The organism is Desulfovibrio sp. JC010 (assembly GCF_010470675.1).
Taxonomy (GTDB): domain Bacteria; phylum Desulfobacterota; class Desulfovibrionia; order Desulfovibrionales; family Desulfovibrionaceae; genus Maridesulfovibrio.
The window spans coordinates 154,701-174,045 of sequence record NZ_VOIQ01000008.1 but is presented as its reverse complement, the minus strand read 5'-3'; the positions used below and the strand labels follow the sequence as shown (position 1 = coordinate 174,045).

Genomic DNA, 19,345 nt, shown 5'->3' with positions numbered 1-19,345 from the left:
AAATTAACAGCACTCTTCCAAAAACATCTTACAACTCAAAAAAGAAAACAGAAATTTGCTGAAGCTGTTGGACATGGAAGTTTCGCCCAACAAAGCTTCAATCTTATCCCGTTTTACGATTTCAAATATGGGGCTGTCATCAAGCAACTGCTCGCGTACGGCCTTATCTTTTACATCCAGCAGTTCAAGGATGGAAGCATTAAATCCCACTTTGCGCCGGCATTCGATGATGGAATCGGGGACGATTCCTTTCATGGCATCGCGGAGTACTTTTTTGTTGTAGCCGTCGCGGATGAGGTGCCGGGTGGGAATGGTGTTGCAGAAATCCACCAGATTGCGGTCCAGAAACGGCGAGCGGTTCTCGATTGAGTGATACATGGCGTTCATGTCATCCTCATGCAGGATAACCGGAACGATTTCCTGACAGAGTTCATTGAGCATACGGCTGCGCATGGTGTCACCGCAGTAGCGTTGTTCGCTGAACTCTTCATGGAAATGCTGCTGTAGAAATTCTTCGAAAATTTCATAGTTCAGGTAAATATGTCCCCGTTCGCCGGGATTTTTTACGAAAACCTGCGGGTCCTGAAGAAAGGGGTTGCGCACAATGGGTTTGATGTGCTCATTCCAGTCGCTCAAAGATGTTTCGTAAAGCCCACCGTCCTGTTTGTGCATCTCGGCCATATGCAGGCTGTAGTGGTCGTAGTAGCCGGAGAAAATTTCATCGGCGGCGGTTCCGCTGATGGAGACCTTGTAGCCGTTATCTGCAATGGCATCCATTAGCAGTTCATGCACGTAGTAGGAAATGGTGTAGATGGGGGCGTCGTGGTAGCTGACCAGCTTACGCATCCTTTCCAGAAATCCGGAAGTGTTCAATGGGATGGCAGTGTGTTTGACGCCCAGTTCCTTGATCACTTCCTTGACCAGCTCCGCTTCGGCGTAGCGTTCATCACTGCTGACAATGGTGAACCCGTGTACGTCATAATCCAGCTCTTTTTTAGCAATGGAAATGAGCGAGTTGGAATCCACCCCCCCGGACATGCAGAAAGCAAGCGGTACATCGGCCCGCAAACGCAGTTTAACTGATTCGATGAGTTTTTCGCGGGTGGTTGCTACGGCCTCTTCATAGCTCATGGACTCGTCTGGGCAAAATTCGGGGGTCCAGTATGGTCTGGTCTCTTTAGTCCCCTTAGAATCGATTTTGAGCAACTGGGCCGGTTTCAGTTCTTCAACACCTTCATAGAAACCGTGATTGCCTTTGTAGATGGACTTGTAACCGTTGACCAGAAAACGTTGAATATGTTCAGCATTTGCTGTGAATTTTACGCCGGATAGGGCGGAGAGGAATTTTACTTCGGAAGCAAAGTAAAGACCCCGGGCATCCTCGTAGATGTACAGGGGTTTTTCTCCAAAACGGTCCCGGCAGAGAACCAGTTCACCGCTCTGTTCGCTGTATTTGGCAAAAGCCCACATGCCTTCGCAACTGTCGATGGCTTCAAGGCCGTGGCGTGAAAGGCGGGCCAGCATTACTTCGGTGTCGCTTTCCGTGCGGAAAGCGACACCGTCTTTTTCAAGCTCTGCGGCAAGCTCTTTATAATTATACAGCTCGCCATTGTAGGTGATGACTTCGTTTCCGATCTTGAAAGGCTGGGCTGCCCGTTCATCAAGGTCGATGATGGACAGGCGCGAATGCAGCAGGCAGACATTGCGGTCTTGCGCATAGGAATGGGTGTAGATCCCGGTTCCGTCCGGGCCGCGGCGGTCCATGAGTTCCAGACATTTATTTATGCTGGTCTCGCTGATCCGCTCTTTGCCGATATAGCCTGCTATTCCGCACATTAGATAAGGTCCTCCGCCGTGATCAGTTCTCCGTCTTTGAGATCTTTGGCAGCTTTTTTGCCGAGAATATTTTCCACCTGAGCCGGGGTTATGCCTGTGCCGGGACGTACCCAGCGCAGAATATCCGCAGTGATTTCCTCGCCTGCGGCAATATCTCCGCGGGCGGCGGCGGATCTGCGGATCAGGTCGCGGTTGGCGAATTCGCAGTCGGCAACATCAATTTCCCCGCTGCCAAGCAGGGCTTCGGCGGAACGTATTTTCCGGACCATCAGTTTCAATTCTTCCGGGTCGGCGGAGAGCTGGTGGTCACGGAAATCGGAATAGTTTTTATCTACAGTGAAATGTTTTTCAATTATTCTTGCTCCCAGTCCCACGCTAAGCACTGCGGCATCAATACCCAGAGTATGATCGGAGTATCCGCTGATGTAGCCTGTTTCAGCAAGGGTCTGAATTGCCTTGAGATTAGCTTCGTCTTCCGGGGTCGGATAGCTGGACACGCAATGCAGCAGGGCCAGACCGGGGTTCTTGATCCCTTCTTTTTCCCAGCAGGATTCAATATATTTGCAGGAGGCGAGAACTTCAGCTTCGCTTGCCGCACCTGTAGACATGACTATGGGCTTGCCTGTTTTGGCTACAGTCTCCAGCAGGGAGTAAAAGGTGACATCGCAGGAGGCGATTTTGAAGGCCGGTACGAATTTATTCAGAGCGTTAGCGCTACCTTCGTCAAAAGGTGTGGACATAAATATCACACCTTTTTGGGTAGCGTAATCAGCCAGTTCAGAAAACTCAGCGTATGAAAGCTGGAATTTTTTAAGCATGGCTTTACGGTCAACCTGGTCGGCAGATACATATTCATCCGGCACAAAAGTTTGAAATTTTACCGCGTCCACGCCGGCATCGACTGCTTCGTCAATCAATCGGCGCGCTATATCGGTGTCTCCTTCATGGTTATTACCGATTTCTGCGATAATGAAAATTTTATTAGATATATCCTTATTTTTTATTTTCATATTGCCTCCTTTATTGCTACTTATAATGTCAATTTTTATTTTTTTCTTCAATTTTTAAAACATATTTATGACCGTCAAGCTCAAACCAGATTGGATATTTGCTGTTGTCAGCTACCCGGAACTGGTTGAACTGTTCACGTATTGAAAGATCTGGGTCAATTTTCTGGCATTCAGGCCCCCGTTTTTCGTAGTAGGATGGTTCGCCAACCTGTTTGTTCGCTTCTAGAGGGTAGTTTGCGAGAAAGTATTCAATCATTTCAATCTCTTTAGCAATGACTTTGTCTCTTATTTCTTCCAGAAGTTCATGGCCTTCAAGTCTGAATATGGATTTGTGGTAAATATCCCCGTCATCTGCTCCGGCGGCTATTTCGAAAAGGGAAATGACAATTTCATTCTTTCCTTCTTCCACCTGCCAGTGGATGGGGGATCTGCCTCTTCCTGTGGGAAGGTCTGCCGCATGAATATTGATGTTGTGCTTATGTAATGTAAGAGCTTGTTCAGGAATAAGTCTGGGATAGTGAAGGGCAATCATTATATCGCCTTCTCCTTCCGGCTTATCCAGAAATGAAATATTGTCCTCAGCGGTGTATTTGCTGAGCATAGGCTTGAATCTTTTTTCAGCTTCTTCCGGGCTCAGCCAGCTTAAGGGATGTACAAGAAATGAAATTCTCATCGATATTCTCCTTGGTTATGCAAGAGTGATACAGAGTAGACAACCGATTTTAGTCTACTGGTCAACAACTGAAATTCGTCTCAACTCAAACGGATCCGTGTTGAGATTGTTAACTCCGTCTATTGCCGTCGGGCTGCAAATAATCCCTTTGTTTTTCAGGTAGCTGATTACTTTCGGTGAGTAATGGTTTTCCTGACCTTCAGGATATGAAAAATGGGTCGGGCTGAACGCACAGTTTTGGTTGATCAGTCCAAGACAGGTGTCCACCTCTTCGGCCAGTCCTTCAGCTGAAAGGTAGGACATGATGGTGTGGGTATGGGTGTGTCCGCCGACAATGAACAGCGGGTTTTCCGCCAACTTGCCGACCTGCTCCCATGACATCTTCTGATCGATGGGATCACTGCTGTCAGTAATGACCTCAAGGCCAAGCTGCTGAAAAATATCACCGACAACCTCATCCGGGTTCACATCGGAATTGCTTTTCACGTATTTTCTGATCTGGCGCAGTCCGTCCATTTTGGACTCGGCATCGCTTAGCAGGGATTTTTCAGATGTTCCCGGCAGCTGAATTGAAAAGCTGTCCAGTTCTTCAAAGCACCATTCAATTTTATCGATCCATGACATCTCATTTTCATCAATGAGCTGGGTGGAAATGTAGAATGTTGCCGGGGTGTTGTGCTTTTCAAGAATAGGCGCCGCGATGGAAAAATTATTTTCAAAGCCGTCATCAAAGGTGATGGCATAGGGTTTTACAGGAGCTTCCATTTTACCACTGGAAATATTAACCACCTCATCCATTGAAACAGGGGTGCCTGTTTTTGCAAGTTCGGCAATGAGCTGGTCAAAAAAAGATTCGTTCAGGTGTTTGCGGATGTAGTTACGCACCTGATAGGTGGTGTCGTCAGTGATTACACCGTGGAACAGGAAAATGACCAGCTTATCGTCGGCAAGGCTGTCTACGTATTTTTTTATCATTATAATTTGTCCCTGTATCTATTGTATTTTCTAACGCAGACATCTTTAAGGTCTTTGGGCATGAAAGAGTAGTAGCGGCCAAGGCTTCTTTGTTTTGAGGTTACAAAGCGGCCCAGCTTTTCAAAGTGTGCAATGGCACTGACGGTAAGTTCCACGCAGAGCAGGGTGTTTTCCGCCCGTAACTCCGCCAAAGTGTTTACATTGGAAAGATTGATTTGACCTTTGGCGATAATATGGCCGGTGTCCAGATTTTCATCCACAAGGTGCAGGGTGGTCACTACGGAATCAAAATCGTTGTGGTAGATGGCCCAGAGGTGGGTATCCAGTCCCCTGTAAAGCTCGGTATCCCCGCCATGGAGATTGATCATCGAGCCCTTGTATCTGCTGAGCAGCTCTCCTTTGATAAAGGAAGTTCCGAAGACGATGACGGTATCAATGTTATGTCTGCCCATGGCTTCAAGTACTCCCGGTTCATTGATATTCCGGGATTCATGGACCGGGCAGTAATTTTCCAATGAGGGGGTGTCGCCCTTGAAAAACTGTTCCAGTTCAAAGTCTTCCCGTTCAGCCTCAAAGGAATGCGCTGTATCAAAGGGAGCAGAAACAGATTCGGTCTCGACAATGATCAGGTCGATGGGAAAATATTTTAAAAACTTTTCCACAAACAGGCAGTGGTGTTTGGTTTCAGTCGTCAAAAGGGCGATCTTCACTCTTGTCTCTCCGGGGCTGTCTCAGGCAGTGGTTTTGAGCCAGCCGTTCCCCCTTTTATGAGGGGAACGGCTGTTTTCAATTTAATCTTAGAATACTTCGCCAACGCTCTTTTTAACCATTTCAGCAACATATTCCATATCTTCCGCGCCGAGGTGGGGACCTACGGGCAGGGCGATGGAACCGTAGCTGATGGCACTTGCTACCGGGTACTCGTCGCCGGTTACGGGGTACTTTTCCTTGTAGTAGGTGAAGTAGGGAACCGGGCTGGGGTAGTATACGCTGGTGCCTACGCCCTTGTCGTTGATGGCTTTGACCAGCTTGGAGCGGTCGGCGCGCATCTTTTCATCAAGGATGATGCTAAGGCAGTAGTGACTGTTTTCGAAATCTGCACCGGGTTTTTCAAAGAGGGTGACGCCGTCGATGTTTTCCAGTCCGGCGTAGAGGGTGTCGTAGTTGGCTTTTCTTTTTTCGAGAAAGCCGTCAATGCGTTTCATCTGCTCGATGCCGATGGCGGCCTGCATTTCGTTCATGCGGTAGTTGAAGCCGAGGTCGGTTACATCGTAGATGCCGGGCTCTTTGCGCTCGGTAACGTTGCGGTCAACGCCGAAAGCTTTTTTGTGCACCAGACGCGCAGCCAGGTCTTCGTGTTTGGTGATGACCACGCCGCCTTCTGCGGTGGTGATGTGCTTGACCGGATAGAAGGAGTAGGCACCGGCATCGCCCCAGAGTCCGACATGCTTGCCTTTGTAGCGTCCGCCGATGGCCAGCGCGCAGTCTTCGATTACTTTGAGGCCGTGCTTTTCAGCAATGGCGCAGACTTTGTCCATGGCAACGGGCAGGCCGAGGAAGTGGACAACGCTGATGGCCTTGGTGCGCGGGGTGATGCGCTCTTCGATTTTGGAGATATCGATGTTACCGGATTTGATCTCAGCGTCTACGAACACGGGCTTGGCACCGCAGAGTTCGACCGCGTGGGCGGTGGCAACGTGGGTCTGGGCGGGAACGATAACTTCGTCGCCTGCGCCGAGGCCCATATCGAAATAGCAGAGGTGCAGACCTGCGGTGCAGGAGGAAACGGAAACACAGGCTTCGGATCCGGTGTAGGATGCGAAGTCCGCTTCGAACTGTTTGGCAATGGGACCGTGAACCAGCAGGGTGCCTTCAAGGACTTTCTGTACGGCGTTTCTTTCTTCATCGCCGATGATAGGTTTTCCGAAAGTTACTTTTCTCATAACGGATTCCTTCTATAAATATTTAACGGTTTCAGCCTTGCCTGATTGCAGAGAGCGTTCCACCGCAAAGCAGACAGACATGGTATCAAATACATCGTTGCCGCTGATAAGCGACATTTCCTTATTGTTTGTTATGGAATCAACAAAGGTGGAAATCACCTTCCAGCGTTCCTCGCGGGCGGGGTAGCCGTCCCCGGCATCGCGCGGGGTGTCGTTGTAGTCACGGGACTGGGTCCACTTGCTGCCCAGCGGGGTGTGGCTGAAGGTGGCATCTGTACCCATTATCTCCACCTTGTGGAAATGGGGATGGGCGCAGCCGCCGTTGGCAGTGACCTTGGCGGTGACTCCGTCTTCGAATTTGAGCAGGGCCACGGAAAAATCATCAAAGGGAAATTTTACAGCCCGCCCGCCGATGTTGTTGCCGTAGGCAAATACTTCAACCGGCTTTTTGCCGTAAATCCACATGAGCAGATCGATCATGTGGACAGCCGCGCCGTAGGTGATGGAATAAAAATCCATTTTACTGCGCCAGCCGCCGTCCAGTTTATGTAGCCTGCCCCAGAGATAGTCCCCTTCCATATGGAAAATATCGCCCATTTTTCCGCTTTGCACAGCTTCGCGCGCGCTTGTAAACAAAGGAGCGGTGCGCAAACAGAGGTTGGAGCTGATGAATTTACCTGTCTCAGCGACCTTTTTCCTGATCTCGATTGCCTCTTTTTCAAAGAGACACATGGGTTTTTCCGCAAAAATATGCATTCCGCGTCCAAGAGCTTTCATGATCTGCGCATGATGGGAATCATCGAATCCGGCAACCACGGCAATGTCGAGATCCAGGTCAAGGAGCTTGTCGGCATCAGTGAACAGGGCGGCATCTGGAATTTTTCCGGCGACCTTGTCCATTTTTTCTGAATCGAAGTCGCAAAGGGCGATCACTTCACAACGTTCATCCGCTGCGAAGTTATATGCGTGGGCCTCGCCGACCCCAAGACCGATTACGCCTACTTTAAGCATTTTTTATCCTTATCCAGCAGGGTCAGTTTTTCCTGCCATGTATATTCGAAATGTTCTTTATCCATCTTTGCCAGCATGGTTTCAAAAGAAGCAAAATCTTCGGGAGTATCAACCGAAAGCTGCACAGTTCCGCAATTATTTTCTGATTCCATACTGAAAGATTTCAGCGATTCCAGATTACGGTAAATTTTCGGAGTCACGTGTTCACGGTCATGTTCGTCCATGCCTGCGTCGAAAAGCCTTTTGAACGTTGGGGAGGAAATGACTTCAACGGATTGTCCTTTAGGGTAGGTCCGCTTGATTATGTTCGAGACGATGTCGTATTCACCTGATTTGAAGAGTGAGACCGCTTCGTCCACTAGGCGATTGTCCACCAGCGGGCTGTCCCCGCAGATGCGTACGAATGCGTCCAGCTTGAATTCTTCGATGGTACGCATGAAACGGCCTGCAACATCTTCCAGCGGTCCCCGGAAAACCGGATAGCCCTGCGCTGCGCTATATTCCGCAAGTGGATCGTCGGATTCAAGGTCGGAAGTGGAAAGGATGAGTTCGTCCACACCACTGCATTTGGCAAGGCTGCTCATGACATACCAGATCATGGGTTTGCCGTCCGCTTCCATCATCATTTTGCCCGGCAAACGGGATGAACTCATGCGGGCCTGAACGATTATTCCGATGCGCATGATTCTTCCTCTTCCGTGTTTTCGGGCAGGGTCAGTTCGGAGATAGAGCTTTTGTCGATCCGGGAAATTCCCTTGTCCTCGATGCGGTAGACCTTGTCGCAACGCTCAATGGTGGAAAGGCGGTGGGCAATGATGATCAGGGTTTTACCTGCGCTGACTTCGAAAATCTGGTCCATGATTCTTGCTTCGGTCTCTTTGTCCAAAGCCGAAGTGGCTTCATCAAGAATGTAAACATCCGGATCGCCGTAAATTGCGCGGGCAATGCCGATGCGTTGTTTCTGGCCCCCGGAAAGCTGCATGCCGTTTTCGCCGACCATGGTCTGCAGTCCCTGCTGGGTGTTCAGGAAGTCCATGATCTCTGCTTTTTCAAATGAACGGCGGACTTTGTCTTCATCGTATTCGCGGCCGAAAACAACGTTGTTGGCGGCATTGGAATCAACAAGATAAATGGACTGCGGGATGTAACCGATCCTGCTGCGCCATGAGAGCAGGTTTTCTTCGGACATGCGCTGGCCGTCGATATTAATTTCTCCCGCATAGGAGGTGTACATGCCGATGATGATGTCGGCGAGGGTGGACTTCCCGGCACCGCTTTCACCGATGAGGGCGATTTTCTCACCCTTTTTGATGTTCATGGAAATATTTTTCAGGACCGGTTCTTCCGTGTAGCCGAAGGTCAGGTCTTTGATGCTGATTTCTTTGTTGAACTCAAGAGGTTCGTCACCAAGATCATGGGTCTCGATGTTGTAATCTTCGTAGAGCAGGTCGATGGTCTTGGTGTAGTAGACCATGTTGTTGTAGCTGCTCAGAATGCGGTTCACCGAAGGCAGTAGACGGTACATGGCCAGCGCGAAGAGTGAAACAACGGGGATGACTTCGGTAATGTTATAGCCGTGCATCAGCGCGAAGATCATGGCGGCGATGAGCATGGAAAAGCCGATGCTTTCCAGTGAGAGCCGGGGTACGTTGTTGTAAGTGCTGTTCAGGACCAGCGCGCTTACGTAACCCTGTCCTGATTTATGCAGGGCATCCACAGCGGTCTTCTCGCCGGAGAGCAGCTTGATGAATTTCAGGTTGCCCAGTGTTTCGCTGATTGTGCGGTAGTAAACTTCCTGATGAGCGTTGCGTTTCAGACCCTCTTTTTTGATCAGGGACGTTACCACTTTGACCAAGAAAAGGACCATTACGCCCAGAAATACGGTAATGACCAGTGTTATTTTCCAGTTGACCACCAGCAAAGCGATATACAGAAAAGATGAGACAAAAAGCTCTGAAATGAGCAGCAGCAGGGAATAAAAATAAGTGGCTGCAAAGCTGGTTTCGGTGATAAGTTTTTTGGACAGGTCGGAGCTGTTGCGGGTGGTCATATCCTGATATTTGATATGAACGTAATTGGAGAACAGCCGGGTTGCCAGCGAGAGGCATATGCCCTGAGAATACTTATGGATCAGGTACATATAACTGAGGTTGAATATGCCCCTGAAAATATAAAAGCCGATCAGCACGGCCCCAAATGTGATCACGAATGATGTGGCAGTGCTGAAGCCCAGAAAGGTGTAGACAAAGTGATAGTATTCATTGTTCTGCAACAATGAAAAATCACCGGCAACGGAAATGAAAGGCAGTATGGCCGAGATGCCCACTGTCTCAATGCCGGAGATAAGGATGGACATAAAGACCAGCCCGATCATGCTTCGTTTCTGGGCCGGTGTTAAAAGTGCTTTGATCTTTTTGATCATATCGGCAGTGCTGTCCTTTTAGTCTTCAATTTCGTAATCATTCATGTACCAGTCCACAGTCCTTTTGAGTCCTTCCTCAAGAGGCACTTCCGGGTCATAACCCAGAACTTTCCATGATTTGGAAATGTCGGAGAGGCGGTCTTTTACCGCATCCCAGTTGCGTCGTTCTTTGAAGACTATTTCAGAGGAAGATCCGGTAAATTCGATGATCAGTCTGGCAAGGTCGATGATCTTGGTCGGCTTGCCTGTGCCGCCGTTGAAAATGTCACCGTCGGCTACTTCTGAGAGTGCGGCCAGAGTCAGCAGTTGGGCGGTGTTGCCCACGAAGGTGAAATCGCGGGTCTCGGTGCCGTCTCCGGTAATGAAAAGAGGTTCGCCCTTCATGGCCCGGACAATGAAGTTGGGGATTACGTTGCGGTAGGCCCCGTGCGGTTCATACGGTCCGTAGGTGTTGAAAACGCGGATGGAAACAGACGGAATATTGAACATGGAAGCATAGTACTTCACGTACAATTCCGCAGTATATTTGTTGATGGCGTAGGGGGTTTCATGGGGGTAGATGTAATCCCTTTCGTTCATGACTTCAGCGTTGCCGTACACGCAGGAAGAGGAAGTGTAGACGAATTTTTTCAGCCCTTTGTTCTCCTTGCAGATTTCCAGCAGATTCATGGTGCCGATGATATTGGCCTGTACATCCCTGAAAGGATGGTCCACTGAGTTCTGGTTGGCAAAGTGCGCGGCTAGATGGAAAACATAGTCCGGCTTAAACGCGTCCATTTCTTCGCGATAAGTCTCAATCTGACCGATGTCGGCTTTGACAAAGGTGATCCGTCCGTCGTCGGGCAGGTAGTTTTTGTATCCGGAAGAAAGGTCATCAAGAACCATTACGGAAGATGCTCCGGCTCCAAGCAGTCTTTCAATCAGATTGAGTCCGATGGCACCGGCACCGCCGGTTACAAGCACTTTGGCATTATTCATTGAAAAGAGCCTCGCGAATATTTTCGTAGCTGTTGTTCATGTTGTAAAATTCTTTTCCTTCGTCACGCAGTGCAGCCGGCTCTGTGGAGTCCAACCGGCGAACAAGGGCGGCAATGGACGGTACATCGGCGCTGTCTGCCACCAGCAGTTCTTTCTGGATGTCACGCACGATCTGGGTGGTGGTGGATGAAAGAGGACTCAGGGCCACCACGGGTTTGCCCGCACCTATGTAATCGGCGAGCTTGGAAGGAAAGAACGGAGAATCTTTGAGCGGGGCATCCAGAACCAGCAGGATGTCCGCTTCGGAAAGCACTTTAATGGAATCCAGATAGGGCACAGGATCAAAGAATTTTATCAGCTCCGGGCACTTCTGTTCCGCCAGTTGCCGTTCATCTTCTTTCATGCGTCCGTAAAAATGAAATTCGAGATTCTGCGGCTTAACCTTGTGGACAGCCTCAATAAGCGGCGCAGCTGAACGCAGTCCGTAAATATTTCCGGTATGGGCGACGATTTTTTTCTGCGGATCAGTCTGCCTGCGGGTGTACAGGTCGGGATCAAAGACATGGGGCAGGACTTTTATCTTATTGCCGTCAGCTTCAAGTCCTTTCACGAAAAGCTCTTTGGTTTTTTCAGAGGTGACGGTGAGGGTGTCAGCCCGTGAGATCACCGCTTTTTCGTAAAGTCTATTTATCTTGCGCTGAATTCCGGTGCGGTATGAGAGATACGGGTTCAGGGTCCACGGGTCGGAAAAATGCGCGGTCCAGTGCAGATTGCGATCGGTTTCCTTCACCGCCAGTCCGGCCAGGTGGTTCACCAGCGGGGTGGAGTGGGTGTAAAGGGCGTCGATCTGAAATTCTTTGATCAGTTTGACGGCTGCACCCGCTGCGGGAAATTTCCACCAGAATTTGCGGTCGGTGATTTCCATACCGCCGCAAAGGTAGTGCAGCCATTTTTCACCGGGCAATTTGTTTACCCGGTGGATGGTCAGATTCTCATGGTCGCGGCTGAGTTTCCGGTCAAGAAATTCAAAATCAGGGTTATCGCAGCAGGTCAGGACATGTACCCGGTGCCCATTACGGGCTAGTGCACATGCGCGTCGCTGGACCTGAATGGATTCCGGTGAAAGAATCGGTGGAAAATCGTATGTTATGAAGAGGATTGATTTTTTCATTTGCCAGTCAATTCCCTGTGAATATCTGCAAAGATTTTTTCCGCCTGTGCGGGGTCCCAGTGCGCGTTCGCATAGCGCGCAGCATTTGTGCCGAATTCTTCGCGTCTCGCCTCGCTTAAAAAGAATTCAATCCCTGAACGGTATCCGGCCGGGGAATCCTCAACCATCTTTGCAATATTATTTTCAAATTCAGGGACAGGCGTTCCCCTACGCGAATTGAACAGAATGGGCAATCCGCATAAAGAAGCCTCCAGCACTGTCTTGGGAAACTCGCTGTACTGTGAATGTCCGGCAAAAATATCGTACTGGTGCATGGTCCGGCAAAGTTCATCGTTAGCCATGGCCGGGACGAAACGGACCTTGGAGTCGAGTTTCAGTTCGCTGACAAGTTCCGCCAGTTCCTGTTCTTTTGAACCGCTGCCCACAACAGTGAGCTCGGCATTAATTCCCTGCAGTCCGCGGATGATATTCTCCGGATTCTTGGCCGGAATAACCCTGCCTACGTATAAAATTTTGAGAGGTCCGGAACACCCGTAATCTTTTTTGGGCATAATGTTGTCCGGGTTAATCACATTGTAGGCTACAAAAGGAGCTGCAGCTCCTTTGTTGCGGGCGTAATCCATGATTGAACCGTAAACACCGCTGACTTTGTCCGCTCTCTGCAGACTGTATTTCTCAACAGCTTTTGAAAGGGCGTAAAAGACTTTGGTTTTGAAATCCACGTCAGGATTGGCTCTGGTCTGATCGGGCTGGGTGTGCAGAGAAATAAAAAGGGGAGTTCCAAATTCTTCCTTTATTCTCGCCCCGGCATATCCGTTCAGGAAATTCCCATAGCAGCGGATCAGGTCCGGCTTGATTTTCCGGGCAAGCCCGATTGCCTGCTCTGCCCAGCTGCGCAGCAAAAAAGGACGCCAGAGGGTTTTCATGAGCAACCCTTTTCCGGACGGAAGATTATGCAGGGTCAGTTTTGCATCGCCGACAGTTCTCTGCAGTGCGGCTTTGTCCGGCCTGTCATCATTAGTCATCAGAATATGGACATCACTGAAGACCCCGCCGGGATTGTAGTAGCGGTCAATCAGTTCGCCTTTCCCAATGATATGGGAAAGGCGATCTGTTATGATGACAAGTAGGGTTTTGTCCATTTAGTTATGCATTCCTGATAATATCAGCAATAAATTCCTGCTGCTCCCTTTCAAGGTAGGGATGCATGGGAATAGCAAAAATGCGGCTGGCAGCATCTTCACTTACCGGGCAGTCGCCCATCTGGTAGCCGAGGTCCTTAAATGCAGTCTGCAGATGCATGGGAATAGGGTAGTAGATGGGAGAGGGAATGTTCTTTTCTCCCAGTGCCTTCTGGATGCGCTCACGATGTGCGGTATCGGTTGCCAGCGGGCAGTACTGTGCCCATACAGAACGGTATCCTTCGGGAACAGAGGGAGCGGTGACACCTTCGATATCCGCGAGAAGCTCGGCGTAGGTTGCTGCAACCTTGTCGCGAAGGTCCACTTCCTCGGGGAAGATTTCAAATTTAGCCAGCAGGACTGCTGCCTGCAGGGAATCCAGACGGCCGGTGATACCGAGGCGGACGTTGTCATATCTGTCCGGTCCCATGCCGTGGACGCGGTGGGAGCGCAGACGTTCGATGAGATGGTCGTCGTCGGTGAAGCACATACCGCCGTCGCCGTAGCAGCCCAGCGGCTTGGCTGGGAAAAAGGAGGTGCAGGTGATGTCGCCCAGAGAGCAGGCGCGTTTGCCTTTGTATTCTCCGCCGAAGCTTTGGGCAGCATCTTCAATGAGGAAGAGGCCATGCTTATCTGCCACGGCTTTGATTGCTTCGTAGTCAGCGGGCAGGCCGAAAATATCAACCGAAATGATTCCCTTTGCGGTCAGTCCGTCCACTTTGGGGAGCACGCAACCGTTGTCTGTGCCTTTGAGGGCTTCGATGGTCTTGTCCAGTTTTTCAGGGTCAATATTGAAAGTCACCGGATCAATATCAACAAATACGGGAGTTGCGCCAGCCAAAGCAATAGTTTCGGCAGTGGCAAAAAAGGTGAACGGGGTGGTGAAAACCGCATCGCCGGGTTTTACGTCCAGAGACATGAGTGCGAGGGTCAGGGCGTCAGTTCCGGAGGCACAACCCAGTGCATGTTTGGTGCCGCAGTATTCGGCCAGTTGTTCTTCAATGGCCGGTATTTCCGGACCCATGATGTAGGCACCGTGATCCAGTACTGTGTCCATATTTTCACGGACCTGTTTTTCAACCCGCGAAAACTGTTTTTTCAAGTCAATAAAAGGAATATTCATGGATTAATTCTCCACTAAATGCATAGTTATATGTTTTTAGATGACCTTCCAATTGGGTCGTCTTAAATAAATGTCACTGGTTTTCTCGAATTCGGTCCTGTTCAGGACCATGATTCTGATTTTGCGCTGGATGGCTTCTTCGGCTTTGTTGCAAAGTTCCACAATTCGTTCGGAATCGGTCTCATCGCCTATGATGAGTACATCGATAATGCCGGAATCAATGCCCTTGGCATAGTCATCAAGCACGTAGACTGAATCCACATCACCGATGGTTGACAGGATATATTCCAAAACACGGTCTATGCCGATATATTTGCGCACAATTGAGCTGATTTCAGGAAAAAAGGGATGGGTGGAGTTCGCGTTATAGTATATGTAGCGGCCTTCTTTTTTCTTATTGAGATAGCCGGCTTCACTCAAGCCATCCAGTTCTTCCTTCATGGCATTGGGTGAAACATCAAATTCAGCAGCTAATTCCCTGAGATATGAAGATACGTCAGGGTTCAGAAAAAGTTTTAACAGCAGCTTGATTCTAGTTTTGGATGTAAATAGTTCTTTCAGCATGATGTGAGTTTGTTAAGTTGTTCTGAACGAACTGTCAACGTTTAACGGGCAAACAACTAACTCAAATGAGAGCTGGTGCTACCCTTCCTCATCAAACTCAGGCACCACGTCATGCAGAACTACGCGTACTCCATCTGCGTGGAATGCGTCAGCTTCTTTCTTCATTTCGACCAGCTGGCTTTTAAATTTGGCGCAGTAGGCTTCAAGATCATTTTCAATACTTTTGAGAACCATAATCTTGTCATGTTCGGTGCGGACAATGCCTTCGCCTTCGGTGATCAGCTCTTCATAGAGTTTTTCACCCTCGCGCAGACCTGTGAAGATGATTTCAATGTCTTTGTCCGGTTCCTTGCCGGAAAGGCGGATCAGGTCACGGGCCATGTCGGCGATTTTGACGGGTTCACCCATTTCGAGAATGAAAATTTCACCGCCGTCAGCCATTACCCCGGCCTGCAGAATGAGCTGGGCCGCTTCGGATATGGACATGAAGTAGCGGGTTACGTCTTTATGGGTGACGGTAACCGGGCCGCCTTTTTCAATTTGCCTGCGGAACAGCGGCACTACCGATCCGGAAGAACCCACTACGTTACCAAAACGCACGGCCATGAAAGTGGTCTTGGAATCATGGAACAGCCGCATGAGCAGTTCGGTTACGCGTTTTGACGCGCCCATGATGTTGGTGGGGCGCACAGCCTTGTCAGTGGAGACAGTGACGAATCGGGCCACGCCGTGTTTGTCTGCTGCGGTCATGACGTTTTTGGTGCCGCAGATGTTGTTGTGCACTGCCTGCCACGGGTTGCGCTCCATCATGGGAACATGCTTGTAGGCGGCAGCATGAAATACGGTATGAGGCTTGTATGTGCCGAAAGTCTCGTCCATGAGTTGTTCATCCTGAACGGAGCCGAGCACGGTCACATAATCATGAAATTTAAGTTCGTGGTGCAGTTCCATCTGGATGCCGTAGAGGTTGGCTTCACTGGAATCCACGAGGATAAGTTTCGCAGGATTGAAGCGCACCACCTGACGGACCAGCTCGGAACCGATGGACCCGCCGCATCCGGTGACCAGTACGGTTTTGCCGGAAAGATACTCGCTGATGGCGGTGGTATCCAGCTGCACCGGAGCGCGGCCCAGCAAATCCTGATAACTGACATCACGCAGGGCCTTGATGCCGACCTTGCCGTTGATGATTTCATCCATGCCGGGCAGGATTTTATAAGGCAGTCCGGTTTCTTTGCAGGCGTCGATTATTTCGCGCATCTGTTCGCCGGAAGCCTCGGCCACAGCAATGAGGATTTCATTGACGCATTTGTTTTTCACCAGCTCCTGCAGGTCGCTCAAAGGACCGAGAACAGGTACTCCATGGATGGTCCGGCCTCTTTTGGACTTATCGTTGTCCAGAAAACCGATGGGTAAATATTTGAGCTGTCCGCTGGATCTGATTTCGCGGACAACCTTTTCCCCGGCTCGCCCAGCTCCGATGATCAGGACGTTTTCACCGTCAATGGGGCAGGTGTCAGGGGAGAACTGGATCGCGTTACCGTCTTTGAAGGCGAAAAAAGAGCGGATCATGACTCGCATGCCGCCGCACATGAAGACAGTCAGCATCCAGTCGATGATAAATACGCCACGAGAAAATCCGTCGAAACCGAATTTATAGAGCACCACAGTGACCAGAATCAGGGTTTGCAGAAAAGTTGCTTCCAGAATGTGCCAGAGGTCCCGCAGGCTGGTGTAACGCCACATGCCCCGGTAAAGTCCGAGTCCCAGAAACACTGAAAATTTTATGACCACAGTGTATTTGAGCAACTCAAGGCATTGAAGTTGCGCAAATTCGGGCACGTTGAAATCAAAGCGGAAGAGGTAGGCCCCGTAAAAAGCACCTACAAATATAAGCAGGTCCAAAAGGACCATGAGATAAAAATTCGCATTACGCAGGTTGTGGATCATATCTTATTTTCCGCACCCTTTTATCAAGTCTACAAGTCTTTTCATATCTTCTGCTGTCATGGCTGTGCCGGAAGGCAGGCAGAGGCCGCGTTTAAACAAGTCTTCGCTGACTTTGCCACCGAAAACTGTGCTGTCATTAAATACCGGCTGTTTATGCATGGGTTTCCAGACCGGGCGGGACTCGATGTTTTCAGCTTCCAATGCAAGGCGGATTTCTTCCGGTCCGGCACCGAACTCTTTTTTATCAATCAGCATTACAGAAAGCCAGCGGTTGCACTGACCGTAATCCGCTTCAGGCATGAAGGATATGCCGGGACAGCCGCCAAGCTCCTGCTCATAGTAATCAAAAATTTCCCTTTTACGCTTCACCCGGTCAGGAATTACTTCCACCTGTCCGCGCCCCACAGCTGCTACCAGATTGGACATGCGGTAGTTGTAGCCGATTTCCTTGTGTTCGTAATAGGGTTCCGGTTCTTTGGCCTGCTGGGAAAGCCAGCGCGCCCGGCTGATCATTTCCTCATCATCCGAAGCCAGAAGGCCGCCTCCGGAAGTGGTGATGATCTTGTTGCCGTTAAAGGAGTAAGCGGCCATGAGCGCGCCTTTGCCCGCATGTCTGCCCTTGTAGGTGGCACCTACGGATTCGGCGGCATCCACAATCAGCGGGATACCGTGCGGCTCAAGAATTTCAAGGAGGCGGTCATAATCCGCGCACTGCCCGTAAAGGTCGGTGGGAATGACCGCTTTTGGCTTGCGTCCTTTTGAAATATAATGGTCCACAGCTTCAGTCAGCAGCTCCGGGTCCATGTTCCATGATTTGTAATCCGCATCAATGAATACAGGCTCAGCACCCATAAAGGTTACCGCGCTCACGCTGCCGATAAAGGTCAGGGAAGAGGCGATAACCACATCCCCCGGCTCAACTCCCACAATGCGCAGGGCAAGATGCAAGGCAGCGGTCCCGCTGGAAAGTGCCGCACAATGTCCGAACCCGGTCAACTCTGAAAAATCCTGTTCAAAACCGTTGACCATGGGACCAAGCGGGGCAATGAAATTGCTTTCAAAAGCCTGGCGGACATATTCCTGCTCTTTGCCTCCCATGTGCGGAGGGGAAAGGTATATGCGTTTATTCTTATTTGCGGACACTTGAAAAAAATCCTTTACGGCTGATAATTATAAGCAACAACGGGTCTGATATTATATTTTCAACCTTTAGTACAGTTACGACGCAATCCCTACTAAAGTAGTTGTAATGATTGTCTTTATATTGTCCTGCAAAGGAAGTGCTATTTGATGCGGGCAGGCACTCCTGCTGCTGTTGAGCCGTCAGGCAGGTCTTTGATCGCCGTAGAGCCGCCTCCAAGCACAGCTTGTGAGCCTATAACCGTCCGTGGCAGAACTGTAGCTCCGATGCCGACCATGGCCTCTTCTTCCACTGTGACCTCGCCACCCAGAGTCGCTCCCGGGGCAATGTGTGCGTGCGGTCCGATAACATTGTGATGTTCAATGGTGGAGTTGGTGTTGATGATGGTATTGTCTTTGATCTCGGCCTGAGTATTGATGACCGCTCCGGCCAGAATCATACAGCCGTCGCCGATTGTAACATCCGGCGCAATGATTGCCCTTGGGTGGATGACTGTGAACAAATTTTCCCCGGCCTGTTTCAGTTCACTGAAAATCCGTCTGCGTAATTCATTGTTGCCAAGGGCGATGACAATGCCGTCATGTTCAATTTTATTGATCTCCGCATTGCCGCCGGGAACAGGAATGCCCATTAATTCCTTACCGTGCAGTTCTCTGCTTTCATCCACAAAGGCAACAGGGGTAGCCTTTTCCATTTGTAGCAGGGCATCAGCTACGACCTGTCCGTGTCCTCCGGCACCCATGATGATGATTTTTTTCATCTTATTTATCCCCGTTACCCATGAATTCCTGAGCGGTGGCTTGCCCGGGCTGGGAGATGCCTTCACGTTTGAAAACTCGGGCCACGGTCAGGTAGAGGATTTTTATATCCAGCCACAGGTTGTGGTTATCCACATACCAGACATCAAGCTTGAATTTGTCTTCCCATGAAATTGCATTGCGTCCGTTGATTTGTGCCCATCCGGTGATGCCGGGCAGGACGTCATGGCGTCTGGACTGTTCCGGGCTGTAGCGTTCAAGGTATTGCATGAGCAGGGGGCGCGGGCCGACCAGAGACATGTCTCCGAAGATAACATTGACCAGTTCCGGCAGCTCATCAAGTGAAGTGGAGCGCAGTATTTTACCGAACCTGCTCAACCGCTGCGAATCCGGGAGCAGCTTGCCGTGCTCATCTTTGGCGTCGGACATGGTTTTGAACTTGATGATGTTGAAGGGCTTGCCGTGCAGACCGGGCCTGCGTTGGATGAAAAAGATACCGCCGCCCATTTTTTTGTGGATGGCGATGGCTACGCCCAGCAGTACGGGAAAGAAAATGATCAGCGCAGTGATGGAAACAACAAGGTCAAAGCATCTTTTAACAGTCATATT

Annotated in this window: 18 protein-coding genes; all 18 read right to left on the bottom strand. The window is 50.0% G+C overall.

Features of this window, described 5'->3' with window-relative positions; genetic code table 11:
- Positions 1-3: 3 nt before the first annotated feature.
- Positions 4-1,836 carry an asparagine synthase (glutamine-hydrolyzing) gene (asnB, locus tag FMR86_RS10945; protein ID WP_163351345.1) on the bottom strand — a complete coding sequence of 611 codons (1,833 nt, stop codon included), beginning with the start codon at positions 1,834-1,836 and terminating at the stop codon, positions 4-6.
- Entirely contained in the window at positions 1,836-2,846 is a 1,011-nt protein-coding gene (locus tag FMR86_RS10940) for an N-acetylneuraminate synthase family protein (RefSeq protein ID WP_163351343.1), read from the bottom strand. The genes asnB and FMR86_RS10940 overlap by 1 nt, the downstream gene beginning before the upstream one ends.
- Positions 2,847-2,874: 28 nt before the next feature.
- Entirely contained in the window at positions 2,875-3,519 is a 645-nt protein-coding gene (locus tag FMR86_RS10935; protein ID WP_163351341.1) for a formyltransferase family protein, read from the bottom strand.
- A 54-nt stretch (positions 3,520-3,573) separates the two neighbouring features.
- Entirely contained in the window at positions 3,574-4,494 is a 921-nt protein-coding gene (locus tag FMR86_RS10930; RefSeq protein WP_163351339.1) for a polysaccharide deacetylase family protein, read from the bottom strand.
- Positions 4,494-5,204 carry a formyltransferase family protein gene (locus tag FMR86_RS20570; RefSeq protein WP_163351337.1) on the bottom strand — a complete coding sequence of 237 codons (711 nt, stop codon included), beginning with the start codon at positions 5,202-5,204 and terminating at the stop codon, positions 4,494-4,496. Before FMR86_RS20570 ends, FMR86_RS10930 begins: the two co-directional genes overlap by 1 nt.
- 87 nt (positions 5,205-5,291) lie before the next feature.
- Entirely contained in the window at positions 5,292-6,437 is a 1,146-nt protein-coding gene (locus tag FMR86_RS10920) for a DegT/DnrJ/EryC1/StrS aminotransferase family protein (RefSeq protein WP_163351335.1), read from the bottom strand.
- Positions 6,438-6,449: 12 nt separating this feature from the next.
- On the bottom strand, positions 6,450-7,448 hold the full coding sequence (locus FMR86_RS10915; protein WP_163351333.1) for a Gfo/Idh/MocA family protein: 999 nt from the start codon (positions 7,446-7,448) through the stop codon (positions 6,450-6,452).
- Complete coding sequence (locus FMR86_RS10910) at positions 7,436-8,131, bottom strand: cytidylyltransferase domain-containing protein (protein WP_163351330.1); 696 nt, start codon at positions 8,129-8,131, stop codon at positions 7,436-7,438. The genes FMR86_RS10915 and FMR86_RS10910 overlap by 13 nt, the downstream gene beginning before the upstream one ends.
- Positions 8,116-9,870: an ABC transporter ATP-binding protein gene (locus tag FMR86_RS10905; protein ID WP_163351329.1), complete on the bottom strand. Its 1,755-nt coding sequence runs from the start codon at positions 9,868-9,870 to the stop codon at positions 8,116-8,118. The genes FMR86_RS10910 and FMR86_RS10905 overlap by 16 nt, the downstream gene beginning before the upstream one ends.
- A gap of 18 nt (positions 9,871-9,888) precedes the next feature.
- Positions 9,889-10,848, bottom strand: coding sequence for an NAD-dependent epimerase/dehydratase family protein (locus tag FMR86_RS10900; RefSeq protein ID WP_163351327.1), 960 nt, complete (start codon positions 10,846-10,848; stop codon positions 9,889-9,891).
- Positions 10,841-12,019 (bottom strand): glycosyltransferase family 4 protein, encoded by a 1,179-nt coding sequence (locus FMR86_RS10895; RefSeq protein WP_163351325.1) that lies wholly within the window; start codon positions 12,017-12,019, stop codon positions 10,841-10,843. The genes FMR86_RS10900 and FMR86_RS10895 overlap by 8 nt, the downstream gene beginning before the upstream one ends.
- Positions 12,016-13,161, bottom strand: a complete 1,146-nt coding sequence (locus FMR86_RS10890; RefSeq protein WP_163351323.1) for a glycosyltransferase — start codon at positions 13,159-13,161, stop codon at positions 12,016-12,018. The genes FMR86_RS10895 and FMR86_RS10890 overlap by 4 nt, the downstream gene beginning before the upstream one ends.
- 4 nt (positions 13,162-13,165) lie before the next feature.
- Positions 13,166-14,323 (bottom strand): DegT/DnrJ/EryC1/StrS aminotransferase family protein, encoded by a 1,158-nt coding sequence (locus FMR86_RS10885; protein WP_163351321.1) that lies wholly within the window; start codon positions 14,321-14,323, stop codon positions 13,166-13,168.
- A 36-nt stretch (positions 14,324-14,359) separates the two neighbouring features.
- Positions 14,360-14,887 (bottom strand): winged helix-turn-helix domain-containing protein, encoded by a 528-nt coding sequence (locus FMR86_RS10880; protein WP_163351319.1) that lies wholly within the window; start codon positions 14,885-14,887, stop codon positions 14,360-14,362.
- A gap of 78 nt (positions 14,888-14,965) precedes the next feature.
- On the bottom strand, positions 14,966-16,837 hold the full coding sequence (locus FMR86_RS10875; protein ID WP_163351317.1) for a nucleoside-diphosphate sugar epimerase/dehydratase: 1,872 nt from the start codon (positions 16,835-16,837) through the stop codon (positions 14,966-14,968).
- 3 nt (positions 16,838-16,840) lie between these two features.
- Positions 16,841-17,980 (bottom strand): aminotransferase class I/II-fold pyridoxal phosphate-dependent enzyme, encoded by a 1,140-nt coding sequence (locus FMR86_RS10870; RefSeq protein ID WP_373682472.1) that lies wholly within the window; start codon positions 17,978-17,980, stop codon positions 16,841-16,843.
- 140 nt (positions 17,981-18,120) lie between these two features.
- Positions 18,121-18,738 carry an acetyltransferase gene (locus tag FMR86_RS10865; RefSeq protein ID WP_163351315.1) on the bottom strand — a complete coding sequence of 206 codons (618 nt, stop codon included), beginning with the start codon at positions 18,736-18,738 and terminating at the stop codon, positions 18,121-18,123.
- A 1-nt stretch (position 18,739) separates the two neighbouring features.
- A complete protein-coding gene (locus FMR86_RS10860; RefSeq protein WP_163351314.1) occupies positions 18,740-19,342 on the bottom strand; it encodes a sugar transferase in 603 nt (200 codons plus the stop codon).
- Positions 19,343-19,345: the final 3 nt, after the last annotated feature.